Annotated in this window: 11 protein-coding genes and 2 pseudogenes; 7 read left to right on the top strand and 6 right to left on the bottom strand. The window is 52.1% G+C overall.

Going from position 1 to position 14,053, the window contains the following annotated elements; translation table 11 throughout:
* Nucleotides 1-63: 63 nt before the first annotated feature.
* Nucleotides 64-902, bottom strand: a pseudogene (locus POS17_RS14880) (DNA-binding protein); the annotation flags it as partial.
* Between the two features lie 184 nt (nucleotides 903-1,086).
* A pseudogene (locus POS17_RS14875) lies at nucleotides 1,087-1,635 on the bottom strand (IS3 family transposase); the annotation flags it as partial.
* A 461-nt stretch (nucleotides 1,636-2,096) separates the two neighbouring features.
* Between POS17_RS14875 and POS17_RS14870 the strand changes: the two are divergent.
* Genes POS17_RS14870 through POS17_RS32710 form a run of 6 tightly spaced genes read left to right on the top strand, consistent with a single transcriptional unit; the run spans nucleotide 2,097 to nucleotide 6,375 of the window.
* The gene (locus POS17_RS14870) at nucleotides 2,097-3,545 is read left to right on the top strand and encodes an SIR2 family protein (protein WP_060839274.1); all 1,449 of its coding nucleotides are present in this window, start codon (nucleotides 2,097-2,099) and stop codon (nucleotides 3,543-3,545) included.
* Nucleotides 3,546-3,548: 3 nt separating this feature from the next.
* A complete protein-coding gene (locus tag POS17_RS14865) occupies nucleotides 3,549-4,025 on the top strand; it encodes a TIR domain-containing protein (protein ID WP_060839273.1) in 477 nt (158 codons plus the stop codon).
* Between the two features lie 31 nt (nucleotides 4,026-4,056).
* Complete coding sequence (locus POS17_RS14860) at nucleotides 4,057-4,590, top strand: toll/interleukin-1 receptor domain-containing protein (protein WP_060839272.1); 534 nt, start codon at nucleotides 4,057-4,059, stop codon at nucleotides 4,588-4,590.
* Between the two features lie 52 nt (nucleotides 4,591-4,642).
* Nucleotides 4,643-5,185, top strand: coding sequence for a toll/interleukin-1 receptor domain-containing protein (locus tag POS17_RS14855; protein WP_060839271.1), 543 nt, complete (start codon nucleotides 4,643-4,645; stop codon nucleotides 5,183-5,185).
* A gap of 54 nt (nucleotides 5,186-5,239) precedes the next feature.
* Complete coding sequence (locus POS17_RS14850; protein WP_060839270.1) at nucleotides 5,240-6,088, top strand: toll/interleukin-1 receptor domain-containing protein; 849 nt, start codon at nucleotides 5,240-5,242, stop codon at nucleotides 6,086-6,088.
* A gap of 5 nt (nucleotides 6,089-6,093) precedes the next feature.
* Nucleotides 6,094-6,375, top strand: coding sequence for an antitoxin Xre/MbcA/ParS toxin-binding domain-containing protein (locus POS17_RS32710; protein WP_082729867.1), 282 nt, complete (start codon nucleotides 6,094-6,096; stop codon nucleotides 6,373-6,375).
* Nucleotides 6,376-6,863: 488 nt separating this feature from the next.
* Here the strand turns inward: POS17_RS32710 and POS17_RS14845 are convergent, their stop codons facing one another.
* The 3 genes from POS17_RS14845 to POS17_RS14835 all read right to left on the bottom strand — a co-directional run bounded on the left by POS17_RS14845 (nucleotide 6,864) and on the right by POS17_RS14835 (nucleotide 12,077).
* A complete protein-coding gene (locus tag POS17_RS14845; RefSeq protein WP_060839269.1) occupies nucleotides 6,864-8,528 on the bottom strand; it encodes an ATP-dependent helicase in 1,665 nt (554 codons plus the stop codon).
* Nucleotides 8,525-10,456, bottom strand: a complete 1,932-nt coding sequence (locus POS17_RS14840; protein WP_060839268.1) for an ATP-dependent nuclease — start codon at nucleotides 10,454-10,456, stop codon at nucleotides 8,525-8,527. Before POS17_RS14840 ends, POS17_RS14845 begins: the two co-directional genes overlap by 4 nt.
* A gap of 502 nt (nucleotides 10,457-10,958) precedes the next feature.
* Nucleotides 10,959-12,077, bottom strand: coding sequence for a hypothetical protein (locus POS17_RS14835; protein ID WP_231979040.1), 1,119 nt, complete (start codon nucleotides 12,075-12,077; stop codon nucleotides 10,959-10,961).
* Nucleotides 12,078-12,295: 218 nt separating this feature from the next.
* On the opposite strand from POS17_RS14835, the gene POS17_RS14830 reads away from it, so the two are divergent.
* Complete coding sequence (locus POS17_RS14830; RefSeq protein ID WP_148654962.1) at nucleotides 12,296-13,024, top strand: antitoxin Xre/MbcA/ParS toxin-binding domain-containing protein; 729 nt, start codon at nucleotides 12,296-12,298, stop codon at nucleotides 13,022-13,024.
* Between the two features lie 137 nt (nucleotides 13,025-13,161).
* On the opposite strand, the gene POS17_RS14825 is transcribed toward POS17_RS14830, so the two are convergent.
* Entirely contained in the window at nucleotides 13,162-13,551 is a 390-nt protein-coding gene (locus tag POS17_RS14825; protein ID WP_060839266.1) for a hypothetical protein, read from the bottom strand.
* Between the last annotated feature and the right edge of the window lie 502 nt (nucleotides 13,552-14,053).

The following is a 14,053-nucleotide window of genomic DNA, read 5'->3' as shown; positions in this document are numbered from 1 at the left end:
GCCGATAGCAGTCATTCTATGGCGCGAAAGCTCCTCACTCTTGGCGATTATGTGTTGCTGAACTTTTCTGACTCTTGGCTTACGCGTAACCTTAGGCAGCTCACGCATTCGAATCAGCTGCTGCTCCAAGGTTTCAGCCCGAGCTAGCTGTGCGGTTGCCCGTTGCTGCGCCTGGCTGAGTTCGCTCTGAGACAGCTCCAGTTTTCGCTGCAGGTCATCACTCTTTCGGCTGGCGGCCTTTAACTGATTTGCAACAGCCTTGACCTCTTCCCGAGAGCGATCAATCTCGCGATGAGCCCGATCCTCAATGCCGCGCACATAGTTCTCTTGCGCGACATGCTCCTGCTCGGCCTTGAGTCGTAACGCCTGCGGTTCCTGCTGCAATTCCTGGGGGTGCTGTTGGGCCTCACGGCGCTCGTGCGCCGCGCTCTCCCGTTGCTGTTGCAAGTCATCAATCTGTGTTTGACGTTGGGACAGTAGCAGCTCCAGGTCAGCCAAACGTAGTTCGGCGGCCTGCCGCCCTGCCACCGCTTCTGCAACCTGCTGACGCGCCTTGGCCATGTCCTGACGCGCTTGATCTTCCGCCGCCGCCATTCGTTCGCGTTCATCATTCAGCACTGTTCGGCCAAACCCTGTTCGACGACGCCCTGTGCCAGATGAATCGCCTGCTGCCACACCGCGACAAAGGCCTGTGATACCTCGCCCGGCAACGTCGGCAGGCGAGTCTCACCGCTCAGCCGCTCGGCCAGACGTGCCCACCATTGATCGAGCAATCCACCCACTCGCGCCGGGCTGCCGCGTCCCAGTTCCAGGCGTACCCGCTCCACCGTCGGCCGTTCACCGCGGGCGAGCACCGCGTCCGCGGCGGCAAACACCTCGTGTTCCGGTACCCCTACTGCCATGACTCACCTCGGCGCATATTAGGTCTGATAATTAAATCTTATCCGACCTAATAGATCGAAAATCTAAAAAATATTACGTGGAACGTATTTAAAAATACAGAAAATCTGCAAGCCTGGCTGGAAGCTCCGTTAGAGCGGGATAGTTCTCCTCGTTACAAAAGCCTCAACGCGTCAGCTGTAGTGGTCAACAATTCCCGGACACATAATTAAGTCTTTCTTCCGCAACCGCTGGCGGTATGAAACCGTTGTGCTGATGCGGCTTTGTCCAGTTATACCGCTGCATGAGATAGCGGGCGATGTCCTGCTCGGCCAACGCTGTCGTCATGTAACCCACCGTCGGTACCCACTCTGTTTTCAGGCTACGAAACAGCCGCTCCATGGGCGCGTTATCGTAGCAATTTCCCCGTCTGCTCATGCTATGGGTCATCCGATAATAGCGCCAGAGTCGCTGGCGGAAGCTACGACTGCTGTATTGGCTACCCTGGTTGCTGTGGAACAGGACGCCATGCGGCTTGCCACGTATCTGGTAAGCCCTGTCGAGCGCCTTGATGACCAGGTCAACATCGGGCTTGGCGGACATCGCACAACCCACCACTCTGCGGCTGCACAAGTCTAAGACGACGGCCAGGTAATGCCATCGGCCCTGCGTCCAGATATAGGTGATGTCACCGCACCAAACCGTGCTCGGCGTTGCCACGGTGAACTGCCGAATAAGGACATTGGGAATGTCGGGTGCTCAACCGTGCCTTTCAAGTAGTGAGCCATTCGCCCTGACAGATGCGGAAAAGACCTCCTCGCTAATAGGCTGTGGCTGAACTGCGGGGCATGCGACCATCTCCATTTTCAAATTCGTATGATTTGCTGCTGGAAGACTCGTGTCGACTAACCCCTGACAATTACCCGCCACTAGTAAAATGCTAGATAAATCGCTTCACTATAGAATGCTAACTTCGCGAGATTATTCCGTTTTGAATCCATAACTCGAAGAGGGTCTGACGCTATTCTATACTACGATACTTATAATTTTTTTGGATCCTATTTTCGGAAAATTTCAAGGCGACTTTAGTCGTGAAGCGATATTCCCAGATACTAGCGTAGCGTTAGTTAGCGAGCCGTTCAGTGGCTCTAGGCTGCGCCGCGTTGATTAGACCGCCGCAGATTATTTGCTGGCGCGAGTCTAAGGAAGACGCTTGTATGCGGAAAAAGTTTTCGGCAGAAATTGAAATTTTTATTCGCCGGTACGTCCGGGATCTGAATGAAGGTGTTGCCGCAGTCTTTGCGGGGGCTGGGCTTTCTCGGGATTGCGGCTACGTGAACTGGCCAGAGCTGATGCGAGAGGTAGCGGAAGAGCTCGGGCTTTCGGTTGACAAGGAGCACGACCTGGTTTCACTTGCCCAGTTTCACGTTAACGAGCGCAGCGGATCAGGTGGACTGGCTCGTCGCATCATTGACGAGTTCTCCGAGCATGCGGAGCCGTCGGATTCGCACCAAATTCTGGCCCGCTTGCCAATCAGAACATACTGGACGACCAACTACGACCAACTTATTGAAAATACGCTTCGTAAGAACCAGCGTGTTCCAGACGTTAAGCATCAGGTTTCCGACCTCTTGACCACGCGACCTAAGCGGGATGCCGTTGTTTACAAAATGCACGGAGATGCACTGTCTTCCACAGAGGCCATTCTCTATAAATCTCAATACGAGCAGTATTACAAAACGCACGAGGCCTTTGTCACGGCTTTGAGCGGTGATTTGATCTCCAAGACCTTCCTTTTCATCGGCTTCAGCTTCACCGATCCGAACCTTGATTACGTACTGAGTCGACTGCACGTGCCACCGCATGCGCGGCGTGAGCACTACTGCTTCCTGCGCCGCGAACCCTCCACTCCGTATGAAAACGAAGACGCTGAGGCGGTACGATACCGCCAGCGCAAGCAGGAATTGCACATTCGGGACCTAAAGCGGTTTGGAATCCAAACGCTTCTGGTCGAGGATTACAAAGACATTCCCAAAGTTCTGAGGGCGATTGAGGAGCAGTTCCTCAAGAAAACCATCTTCATTGCCGGCAGCGCGGAAGAATACGGTGATTGGGAAAAAAATGACGCGCTGAACTTCATCCACTCACTCTCATCCAGCCTAATCCGAGCCGGCTACCGCGTAGTCAATGGATTTGGATGGGGCGTGGGAAGCGCCGTAATCAACGGTGCCTTGGATGCTATCTATTCAAATCCAGAGAAGTATTCAGAAGATCAGTTGGTTATGAGGCCATTTCCCCAGGTGGCATCGCAGGGCCAGGATTTGGGTGTGCTATGGCAACAGTACCGCGAGCGCATGATCTCGCTGTCAGGCATCGCGCTATTTATCTTTGGTAATAAGGCTGGCCAAAACGGCATCGAAAATGCCGGAGGCGTCCAAAAGGAATTCGACATCGCCGTTGCAAAAGGCGTCGTTCCAGTACCTATTGGAGCAACGGGCTATATGGCGAAAGAACTGGCCGATAAAGTGATTGCCGATCCCGGTAGCTATATACCTGAAGATCTTTGGCTGGCCGACGAATTGAAAAAACTAAACGAAAGCTCGACTGATGCCAAAGTGATCGAGGACATAGTACTCGGGATCGTCAAGAAACTGGCGGGGGTTTGATCCATGAAGCGTAACGTTTTTTACAGCTTCCATTTTGGCCAGGACGTGTTGCGCGTCCAGCAGATACGTAACATGGGTGTTATCGACGGGGATGAACCGGTCAGCCCAAACCGCTGGGAAGAAATCAAGCGCTCTGATGAAGGCGTTAAGCGTTGGATCAACGAGAATCTCCAGCGCAAGACCTGCCTGGTGGTTTTGATCGGAGCGGAAACAGCGAGCCGTAAATGGGTGCGATACGAAATCATGAGGGCATGGGAACTGGGTATTCCAGTTCTAGGTGTTCGTATCCATAACCTCCGATGCCCAAATGCTGGCATCGGAGTATACGGAACTAATCCCTTCAGCTCCTTGACTCTGAAGCGGGCCAACGGAACGGTCTATACACCTAAGGTGTACGATCCCCGTTCAAATGACGCGTACGGGGTCATCAAAGCGAATCTGCCTACCTGGATCGAAACAGCTATCAAAGAGTGCGCATAAGCGCTCTCTCTCATTCTTCTAAGAGGTATACATGGCTTTTTTTACCAAGGAGCAGGCAAAGGCTGCTGCGCGCCGCTCGGAAAATATGCTCGATCAAGTTGCGGGACTAGAGTCCTACTCGGATGAGCGGTTCGATGTGTTTTTGTCCCATTCGATGCTGGACCAGGATCTGGTAGTGGGCGTAGCCATGTTGCTTAAAGAGCAGGGATACAGCGTTTACATTGATTGGGTTGAAGATGAAGAGCTGGATCGCGAGCATGTTGACAAGGAAACGGCGGAGCGCTTGCGTCAGCGAATGCGCAACTGCTCAAGCCTGATCTATATAGCGACTGATCGATCAGGTCAGTCCAAATGGATGCCTTGGGAGTTGGGTTATTTCGACGGTTACAAGGACGGTGGTGTCGCTATCCTTCCCCTCGTAGATACAGTGAATTCCGGATTCGATGGCCAGGAATACTTAGGCTTGTATCCCTTGGTCAACCAAGTAAATCAGCGATTGTATGTAGAGGATGCCTCTAAAGTGCACTCGGACTTTTGGGCTTTCGTAAATGATCCGTCTCGCTAGATGTCTGAAGCCCAACTTTGGAACAATTAATTAACAGTTAACGGCTAAGAAAATGGCTCGTAACGTCACCAGAACCGAACTAAAAAGCATTGCTACCAATGCCTCTCGAAGCCGCAATTTCACGAAGTCTTTGACTGCGTCAGCACACAACCTGACATTTATCTCGCATTCCAGTAAAGATGAGGATTTGGTGGCGGGGGCCATTGAGGTTATCGCTAGCCATGGCGGCGTCCCCTATATCGATGAGGTAGACCCGGCAATGCCGAGTCACACGTCGGAAGAGACGGCGGAGTTGTTAAAGAAGCGGATTGTTGAGTGCAAGCGGTTCGTACTCCTTACGAGTCCCAATAGCAAAGATAGCCGATGGGTGCCATGGGAGCTGGGCGTCGCCGATGGGAAAAAAGGGATTCACAAAATCGCGATTTTCGGTGCCTCTGATTCTGCAGGCCTTGATGGTTGGTCATCTTGGGAATACATGGGTTTGTATCCAAGAATAATCTGGGGGAAGCTTCAGGGCTACTCAAATGAGCTCTGGATGGTCTATTCACAAAAGACGGACTCAGCCGTAACGCTGGAATCATGGTTGCGGAGCTAAATTCCAATTTTACAGGTGGTATTCGGATTCTCATCAAAATGAGCTGGGGACAATATGTATCTGGGTTTTGAAATTGAGCACTATAAACCGTTCGAGATGATCAGTAATGCGGCCATTGATGATTATCGCAAACAGGCCCGCGACGCGGCGGTCAATGACCTGGCTAACTATGTTATAGGTCAGATTGATAAAAAGGACGTGATTGACGCCAAGGAGCTCGCTAAAAAAATATTCCCGCAGCAGGACGCCCATGTGTTCTTGTCGCATTCCCATCGCGATGAGCGTGAAGCTATCGAGTTTGCGCTTTCTCTGGAAAAACGGGGCGTCAAAGTCTTCGTGGACTCCTGTGTGTGGGGCTATGTGGGTGATTTGCTATTGAAGATAAATGCTCATTACTCCGATAAAGAAGAGGTAGGTGGAACCACCAACTTCTCTTACGATAAATGCAATGACGTGGCGGCTTCTCTGTTTTTAATGTTGAATGAGGAGCTACATCGAATGATTGATGCATCGGAGTGTTTCATCTTTTTCAACACCCAAAACTCCGTAAGTATCAAAGGACATGAAGGGTTCGCTGAAGGCGATCGCACGTTTTCTCCCTGGATTTATTCTGAGTTGGCTTTCAGTGCTAAGACGCGATATACACTGCGGCCTCGCAAGCGCCTCCCCAGGGGCATTGTAGGAGCGATGGAGTCACACAAAGTGCATAGGGCGATGGCATCAGCATCTTTTGCGTTTGAGATCATAAACCTGCACTTACCTAAGCTCAGCGGTAACGATGTTAAATCGTTAGCTGATAAGACGCCTCATGTTGGTTTTTTCTGGCTAGATGCGCTGTATTACGAGCATGACTTAGAAAATGAGTTCAAAGACCACTGTCAGGCTGCTATTTTAAATGGCTAACGGCAATGTGCGACTCAGGACTGATCGGCCCTGGTGATCAGGACGCAATCATCCCTGCCCATTCTCTCAAAACAAAGCTGGCCAGGGACGAGCGACTAACCACCAGTCAAAGTGATCATTTGTTTCGCGTGGCGCATGCCATTGCTTTAGCTGAGTCTTTTTTTGGCAACACTGATAAGGCTTTGTGCTGGCTTTCCAAACCGAAGTCCAGTTTCTCGGGCAAAAGCCCCTTTGAGATGCTCTCGACAACCGTCGGATCACGTCAGGTAGAGGAGCTTCTCGCTTAAGCAATGGAGGGGATGTCATTCTGAACCTGATTGACAAAATATTTAAGAAACGAACTTTCAGTTTCGCTTTCTCGACCCTCTTCCCTCCGCTCGTCAGTGATCGCCTTGGGCCGCTCCACCACTGTGACATATGGCAATAGATGTAAATGGCGAACTACGGTACTCCGCGACTAGTTACGTACAGATGCCACGTATTTTGCGGCTTCGCAGACAACACCCACTGGGAAATTATTTGTCACCACACATGACCTAGATCAATGGGAGCGTTTGGGGTGGGGATTTTATAGAACCAGGTTGAGTTAATGCTGATGCAGATCACAGAAGGCTATGCTTTTCAGGCTCATGAAGGTTCGGGCATACCCATGTAACGTTACGCTGAAGGGTGGCAGCGGCTTGATAGTCCGACAGTCCTGGTTGGCAGATACGAGCCAGGACCGCATGACAGATACGAGAGTCGATGAGAGTTGCAGGATTACCTCACCAGAGGCTTAAGCATTCAAGTGAGGTACTGCGTATGAAAAGTATTCTTCCTGCATCGTGCGTTGAAGGCTCCACCGTCCAGTATGACCTTGCGGCCTTGACCGAGTGTCTGCAAAGGTGAGTGCCAAACGCCGCTTTGCACGTGATACACCCACAAAAAACGCACATCGATTAGCATCTTGGTCGCCGAAGAAAATTTCGTTGTCTACGGCGAGAATGATGACCGAGTCGAACTCCAGCCCCTTGCTCTTGTGGATGGTCAGAATCCTCACAGCCTGATCATCTGAAAATCGGAGGAGTGCTTTCGGAAGATCAGGCTCAAGCTTCAATAATTCCTCAATGCGCGCCTTCGTGTCTCGCAAAACCTGAAGTAGACGCTCGTGGGACTCGTAGTCGGGAGACAAGGATGCCAGCGCTTCGGTACCTACGTGCCTGAGGAAAGCTACTGCTGTGTCCCACCACCCGTCATACCTTTCACTGAGCAACTCAGAGATTGCGATGCTCTTGCGCTGAGACGTGATGAAACGGCCTAGATCCTGACGTGCATTTGCCTGGATGTCCTCGTCAGCGTAGGGGATCAGTTGGCTCATCAGCCTCATCCAGGCTTTGGGTTCGCGGTTTCCGTAAACTGATGACAGAAAATCCACTACCAGACGCGCTGCCGGTTCAACAGTAATATCCTGCATCTGCTGCTCGTTTCGGTAGGGGATGCCGCGGGCTTCGAGCGCAGTCATCAACTCGCCTGCGTATAGATCCAGCTGCTTGGACACGAGGATAGCAATCTCAGAAAGCGGAACGCCGTCGTTATTGACCCATTCAGCGACCAGGTTCGCTAGATGCTCCGCCTCTGCGTGGCTGTCGCTATAGCGAAACGCTAGAACCTCCCCTTGGTTACCTTCCACCTGATCATCAGCCATTACCGATTGTGGATCGAGTACGCGGATGATGTCGTTCTGCATGCGCAGCAGACGAGGCTTGGAGCGAAAGTTGCGGTACATATTGAGCGGTACCGCATCGAAATCCTGAGCGAACTTCAGGAAAATCCCGTCTAGTGCACCGGCCCATCCCATGATTTTTTGCTTCGTGTCACCCACGGCTGTTAGACGAATAGAGGTGTCAAGGAATGCCGTCTTGATCAAGTCGTATTGCTGATCCGTACAGTCCTGAAACTCATCCAGAAAAACGTCGCTGTAGGACTGACGTATTGCGTTTCTAGCTACAGCAGACTGGGTGAGTATTTGAATCGCAAACGGTACCAAGTCGCGAAACTCGATTTGCTTACGGCTAATCCTGCGATCGCCGATTTGGTAACCAGGGTCCAACGCGTCTTCCCCTGAGAGCACGGGGCGAAATTTGTCGATGATGCGCTTGGCGAACGCATGAAAGGTATAGCTATCGAACCGAGATGAAAGCTCGCTACCGCAGCGACGCTGCACTCGTTCCTTTAGGTTTTTGCTAGCGTCAACCTTGAAGGAGATTGCCAGTATTCGCTTGGGGTATCGACAAGTACCTGTGCGCAACAAAAAGTCCGCACGCTGCGCCAGCATTTCGGTTTTGCCTGCCCCAGGCCCCGCTGTCAGGGCCAGGCAATCTTGCTGCTCTTTCGCAGCGCGCAGCGCATTGGGTTCAAGGGTCAGGTTATCAGCCGGGCGCCACGCCAGAGCTTCAATCATTCTGGAAGCTCCTGCAGCATGGCAATGAGCGCGTCCGATAAATCACTCAATGACTTCGGCATGGCATCCAGCAATTGTTGATCGGTCAAGGTCGCCAGTGCCTCCAGGTGCGATGCCGGCTTACTGCCCAGCTTAAAGCTCTGATGGTAGGTATCGAACAGCAAAAGCTCATCTGGAGTGTACTGGGACGCGTTGTGATGGCTTTTCCCGAGTACAGCCTTGACGATGTCGATTGTAGGAGCCGTTTTAACCACGCCATACGCGTCTGGATAAGACAATAACATCGCGAAATCCAGATCCATGGGGTAAGCGAAAAACACGCCCCGCTCCTGCAGTACTTCGAATAGATTGCGATTAACGCCATCCAGCCAAAAAAAATGATCCCTTCTGACTAACAGCGTGTCCTCATTCCATTTGGGGGTGGTGACCGTTGTAGTGAGTGCCTTCTCCGGCTCATGTTGCTCGAGCTGATCATTGACGTACTTGATCCGTCCCCAGCCAGCCGCGTAGCGGGCCACATCCAAATCAAGCAGGGTCACATAGGGAATCCGAAGGCCGGCCAGAAGGCGCCAAAAATGATTCACATGCCTTCCACCCAGAGGAGCGATGGTGATCGCCGATTCGTCGACGGGTATACCCTTGGCCCGCAACAGCCTCGGCAAAACAATCTCCTCGCTGTCTCCTTCGCCGAGCACCACCAGCCGAGAAAAATAAACCTCGGGGAATGCCTGGACCGCTTCGCGCACATATTTATGAGCGATGTCCGCTTCAGCCGGCAAAACGATCTGTGCGATTCGTGTTTGCCGATCCTGCGTCAGTCGCAAATAACGAATGTGCTCGGGCTCCACCCGTCGCAGCATCGAAGGAGCATGGGTTGCTATCAACGCTTGAGCGTCGGGGTGCGCGGCCATCGCATCTAGCGCATTGACGATGCGGCCCAGGTAGTGAGGAGACAAGCTGTTTTCAGGCTCCTCCACCGCGATGAGGGTAAACACAGGCGGCCGCAGTCGATCCAGATCGAAGGATTTGTTCTCTCCGGACATCACGGCTCTACCGATAGCCTGAGAGGACAAGACGAGAGACAGGTAGAGCATCGACTTCTGCCCATCACTCAATCGTGCGAAATCTACAAAATTGTCTTCGTGCCCTGGAGTGAACGATACGGAAAGATGACGTAGTAGAGACTCGATTTCAGATGCGATGAAGGTGATTCTGGGATCGGTAAAAAAACTGCCTTTATGCAGGGCACCCCATGCGGAGGCCAAGCTGGTGCTGAAGGCGTCGATGCATGGATTGGCGGAAAGGCTTTCACTGATCTGGGTAGTCAATTCCCGAATCGCGACACGCTCCTTGTCCCATTGTACCGATCGCACAATCCGCCCAAGCAGCGCATTGGCACTGTAAGCAATGTGGTCAGCAGGATCGCGCCTCGCTGGCAGATAGTGCACGTGAATGTGATTGCGCTCCGAGCGAGCGACTTGGGCAGTGTTGAGCGGTGCTCCATCTGCATCCACATCGAGTACGTACACCAGGCTTTCATCAATATCGCCATCGATGCCCATGGTCGCGCGGAGTCGATAGCGGACGCGGGGGATACCGTTCGGCTCATCCAGACGCATGTGGCCGAAGTGAGGAGCGACAGTGGTGCTGTCGTCATCCGTGGCAAGCTCGGGGAAAATGAAGTCCGCCTCAATCCACAGCACCCGCTCAGCAGGTACCTCCAGCTCGGTATGCGACACGTGAAAATCGGATCGCTGAATCCTTCTCATTGAGGGGTCAAAAGCAAAGAGCCTGCATAAGGCCTGAAGGGCCGCGGTCTTACCCGAACCATTGGGGCCGATCAGGTACGTGATGTTTTCGAACGTTAACTCGGTTGGAGTTAACCCGAAGGACTGAAAGTTCGATAGGCGAAGTGACTGAAGCTTCATGGCGTATGGGTCATCCTTTCCACATGTTTTTTTGGCTCGTCACCTGCAAATCTCGCAAGGCGAGTTAATCGGTGTTGATCCGAGCAGCACCACTATTGAGGTTCTCCTCTCACAAAGCACTCTGCAATGATGCGTGCCTAGTCCAAACGAAACGCTGCGTGCATTGGTAGCCGAGTTTTCGTCTAGGCGTATTGATTCGACTTGCTGCTCGTAGGTAGCTGCGTTTCGAATCGATTCAGCCCCTCCTCTCAAGTCAATCAACTGTGAGGTTGTTCATGAAAGGCAGACGCAAAGCCAAGGCCGTCAAGTGGCAAATGAAAGAAGCATTCGAGGTAGAGGCCAGACTTATTTTGGAGGGACGCTCCCATCGGTCGTCGTCTCGCTTTCTTGATCGCTTACCCTTGTTAGAAAGTGAACGTGAGCCCGCTGGTTTAATGGCCGGCTCGAGCAAACGCACCCGCACTGGCGGTGCATCAACCGCATCATGAGCTGCGACCGGTTCTTACCAAGTCCATGCTTTTTCAGTCTGCCCCATGAACTTCGTACCGTGCAGAAAGGTGTTGCGCTCGTGGTTAGTGGTCAGCGCAAATCTGGCCCAATGCGAATGTCCGATAACCTTCAACTCCTCCTGCCATTGCTGCTTAATCTCCAGCTCCTCGATGTTCTGCCCCTGGATCACCTCTTCTGAAAACCAATCTTCCAATTCAATGGGTATCGCATCTCGCGTGCCCAAACGAGACCGCAAGTTCGCCGAGCAAATTTCCACAACCAATCCGGTGATGCCTTTCTTCATCAATTGTTTCAATACTTTGAGCTTTTCGCTCGCAGCGAAATTCGTTTTTTTCAACAAGGTGTTGTAGTACGGCTTGAAGTAATTGATTAATGCCGCCTCCGCCAAGGACACCACCTCATGTCGCTTCAATCGGACCTCTCTAAGACGATCGAAATGGGCAGAATCTTGCGCATCAGTGGCCTGAGCTTCCACATTGAAGTCGCCGCCATTACTGATGATTGTCCTCCCGTGCTCGAACCGACAGAGCAAAAGCAATATCTCCCGCTCCGGAGAATGAGTCGAGTTTTCGGCAAGAATTTGCTGAAACTTGGTGTGGGACAGCAATCTATCCAGCGCCGTAAGTGAATTCGCTTGCCCAATGCTCTGGCCAACATAGAGTACTTCCATGTCTGTGTCCTCAGGCATCAATTCACTCTGGGCACCTGCAACAATGACGTTTACGGCGATCATTTGCCCTCCTTCTGAAGTGTTCACGACCATCGCCGATCCGTTTGGCGCCAAGGTGATATCTAAAATTTCCAGACCACTCGCAATTGTGGGAAGGCAAATCTCATAAGTGAAGGGCACTCGCGTCATCCCGTGTTCACGCAGTACCAAAAACTCGCCCGAAACCACCCGTCCATTTCGAGACAGGATTTCAGGATTTAGATAAATGCGTTGGCGTCTGACTATTAAGTAAATATTACAGCCGGCGAGCGCCGTCCTATGGGCTGGATTGTCCTTCACATGATAAATATCTGCCGGCGTCAACATAGTGGGAGGGCTTGAGTAGAGATGGGTCGCCCCTTCCATCGAAAACAGCCGGGTAACCTCGCTAAAGTGATTCACGCTTTGCTCCTGTAATTGTATTTGTCACTTAGTTTTCAGCTAAGAGTGGGGGGCTGACATGTCTGATTTCTTGTGTCGGAATTGAATTGGCCACGCCCAGTGCCCCTATTACGATGAGGGGGCCCGATTGCCAGGTCAAATCACCGCTTCTGCCTACAAGTGAATGGACCGCTTATCGCAATTTAATGCTTGGCACCATGCCGTGACTCGTTTATTCCATGACAGAAGCCGTTGCACACGCGAGCATATGGAACCCTCTCTCGCTGACGGCCTATCGGGTGGATGACATGGAGAATGACGGACGCTGGTTTGTTCAACCACTGGCAACCAATGATGGCAGCGGCGATGTCATCGTCGAGTTACCTGCGGTTCTGTTGCAGGAATTGGGCCTGGGAATCGGGGACGATTTGGCACTCAACATCGCCGGAGATACGATCACTCTGACACCGATCCGTGCTCTTGAGCCTGAATACCCCAAAGGCACTGACGTCTTGCGCGCTCAAGCCGATGAGAGCTATCGAAGCCGCATGAATGTATTGCTCGGGATCCCCACCGATGCAACTGCTCTGCAAATTCACGAAATTATCGATGCCGGATTTGAAGTAAGCGCTCTGACGGCAGTGGGCCATCTAGGGCTCATTGCACCTGGTACTTTGGAGGCGATCGTTCCCCTCCAATCGCTCAAAATGAAGCAGGCCAGTGGCGAGCGACTAACCGCCAGTCAAAGTGATCATCTGTTCCGGCTGGCACACGCCATTGCGTTAGCCGAGTTTTTTTTGGGCAACACTGAAAAGGCTATGCGCTGGCTGTCCAAACCGAAATCTGTATTCTCGGGAAAAAGCCCGATTGACCTGCTCTCGACTACCGTCGGACTCCGTCAGGTAGATGGCTGCTCGTTCAATCAACCGAAGGGATGCCGTTCTGATGCTCCCTGCTCAATGAGCTGAACAGATTCACTGGAATTGGTCTCTGGAGAGCGATGAAATAAATCACGACTGACTGTAGTTGCACACAGGTAGACGGGCGATAAGTACTACCGTTGCCGCAAGTGACATGCCCAGCAGTGACGGCACCATTGATTATGTCAGCGGTGCTTTGAGTGAACCTTCCCATCAATCAGCGTGACCATCATGTAGATGTATAGCTCGTTGCCCCAGGTATAAACGAGGACATTGCCGTTACTGGACGACTCGCGCCCTGGAATCTTCACAATGTCCAAAACCTGTTGATACGACATTCCTGTCTTGATCGCGTCGTATTGCTCGTCACTGATGTTTGGGCGCTGCGCCTGAATGGTTTTCAGATCCGGAAATCCTGAAACGTAATTTACGCTGTTCCCGTTGCCAGAGATCGCAGGACTATTGGCGCCAGTAGTACTCTGTGAGGAAGCACTCGTCGGCAAGAGCAACGCCCCAACTGATGCCAGTGCGCCAACGATCCCCGCGTACAACGCCACTTTTTTCATATTCGCCATATGTCACTCTGATTTTTACGAAATATCACGCATGATTGGTCGTGCAGGGTTTGACGCTGACCAATGTTTTGCAGCCAAACCGTGCCATTGAGTTTCCAATATCAACAGAGCTCGACTGCTCTGTCGCTACAGTCGTTCCCACACAGCAGGACCATCCGGAAGGTCCAACAAAGATGTGTCTAGCAGCTCAAATGTGACGGGATGAAGCACGGAATCGGTTGCGTCATTTACCAAGTCATCAATGGCATGAGCGATTCGTCGGTAACTGCCCAAACTCACCTGATCGAAGACAGGGTGAAATGTGCCGTTTGCTGCCTGGGCAATGTAAAAAGTGCCAATCCCAGTCCTGTGCCTCAGTATTGCTCGCATGATTTGCTCATCAGCAGTGCGCTCAATATTTACCGAGCAAAAGAAGGAACAGCACGCTAGCAAAATGCTATCAAGCAGTCCAGCTATCCCACTTCGCCTCCCCCATCGACGCGCCGTCATCTAGCTCAACATC

The sequence above is a fragment of the Pseudomonas sp. Os17 genome (assembly GCF_001547895.1).
Classification (GTDB): domain Bacteria; phylum Pseudomonadota; class Gammaproteobacteria; order Pseudomonadales; family Pseudomonadaceae; genus Aquipseudomonas.
The sequence above is the reverse complement of the archived record's forward strand: the minus strand, read 5'-3'. Positions and strand labels throughout refer to the sequence as shown.

Coding starts and splice junctions, on each gene's coding strand:
- POS17_RS14865 (WP_060839273.1), top strand. CDS start 3,549: ATGAAGCGTAACGTTTTTTACAGCTTCCATTTTGGCCAGGACGTGTTG.
- POS17_RS32710 (WP_082729867.1), top strand. CDS start 6,094: ATGTGCGACTCAGGACTGATCGGCCCTGGTGATCAGGACGCAATCATC.
- POS17_RS14840 (WP_060839268.1), bottom strand. CDS start 10,456: ATGAAGCTTCAGTCACTTCGCCTATCGAACTTTCAGTCCTTCGGGTTA.
- POS17_RS14850 (WP_060839270.1), top strand. CDS start 5,240: ATGTATCTGGGTTTTGAAATTGAGCACTATAAACCGTTCGAGATGATC.
- POS17_RS14870 (WP_060839274.1), top strand. CDS start 2,097: ATGCGGAAAAAGTTTTCGGCAGAAATTGAAATTTTTATTCGCCGGTAC.
- POS17_RS14845 (WP_060839269.1), bottom strand. CDS start 8,528: ATGATTGAAGCTCTGGCGTGGCGCCCGGCTGATAACCTGACCCTTGAA.
- POS17_RS14825 (WP_060839266.1), bottom strand. CDS start 13,551: ATGGCGAATATGAAAAAAGTGGCGTTGTACGCGGGGATCGTTGGCGCA.
- POS17_RS14830 (WP_148654962.1), top strand. CDS start 12,296: ATGACAGAAGCCGTTGCACACGCGAGCATATGGAACCCTCTCTCGCTG.
- POS17_RS14860 (WP_060839272.1), top strand. CDS start 4,057: ATGGCTTTTTTTACCAAGGAGCAGGCAAAGGCTGCTGCGCGCCGCTCG.
- POS17_RS14855 (WP_060839271.1), top strand. CDS start 4,643: ATGGCTCGTAACGTCACCAGAACCGAACTAAAAAGCATTGCTACCAAT.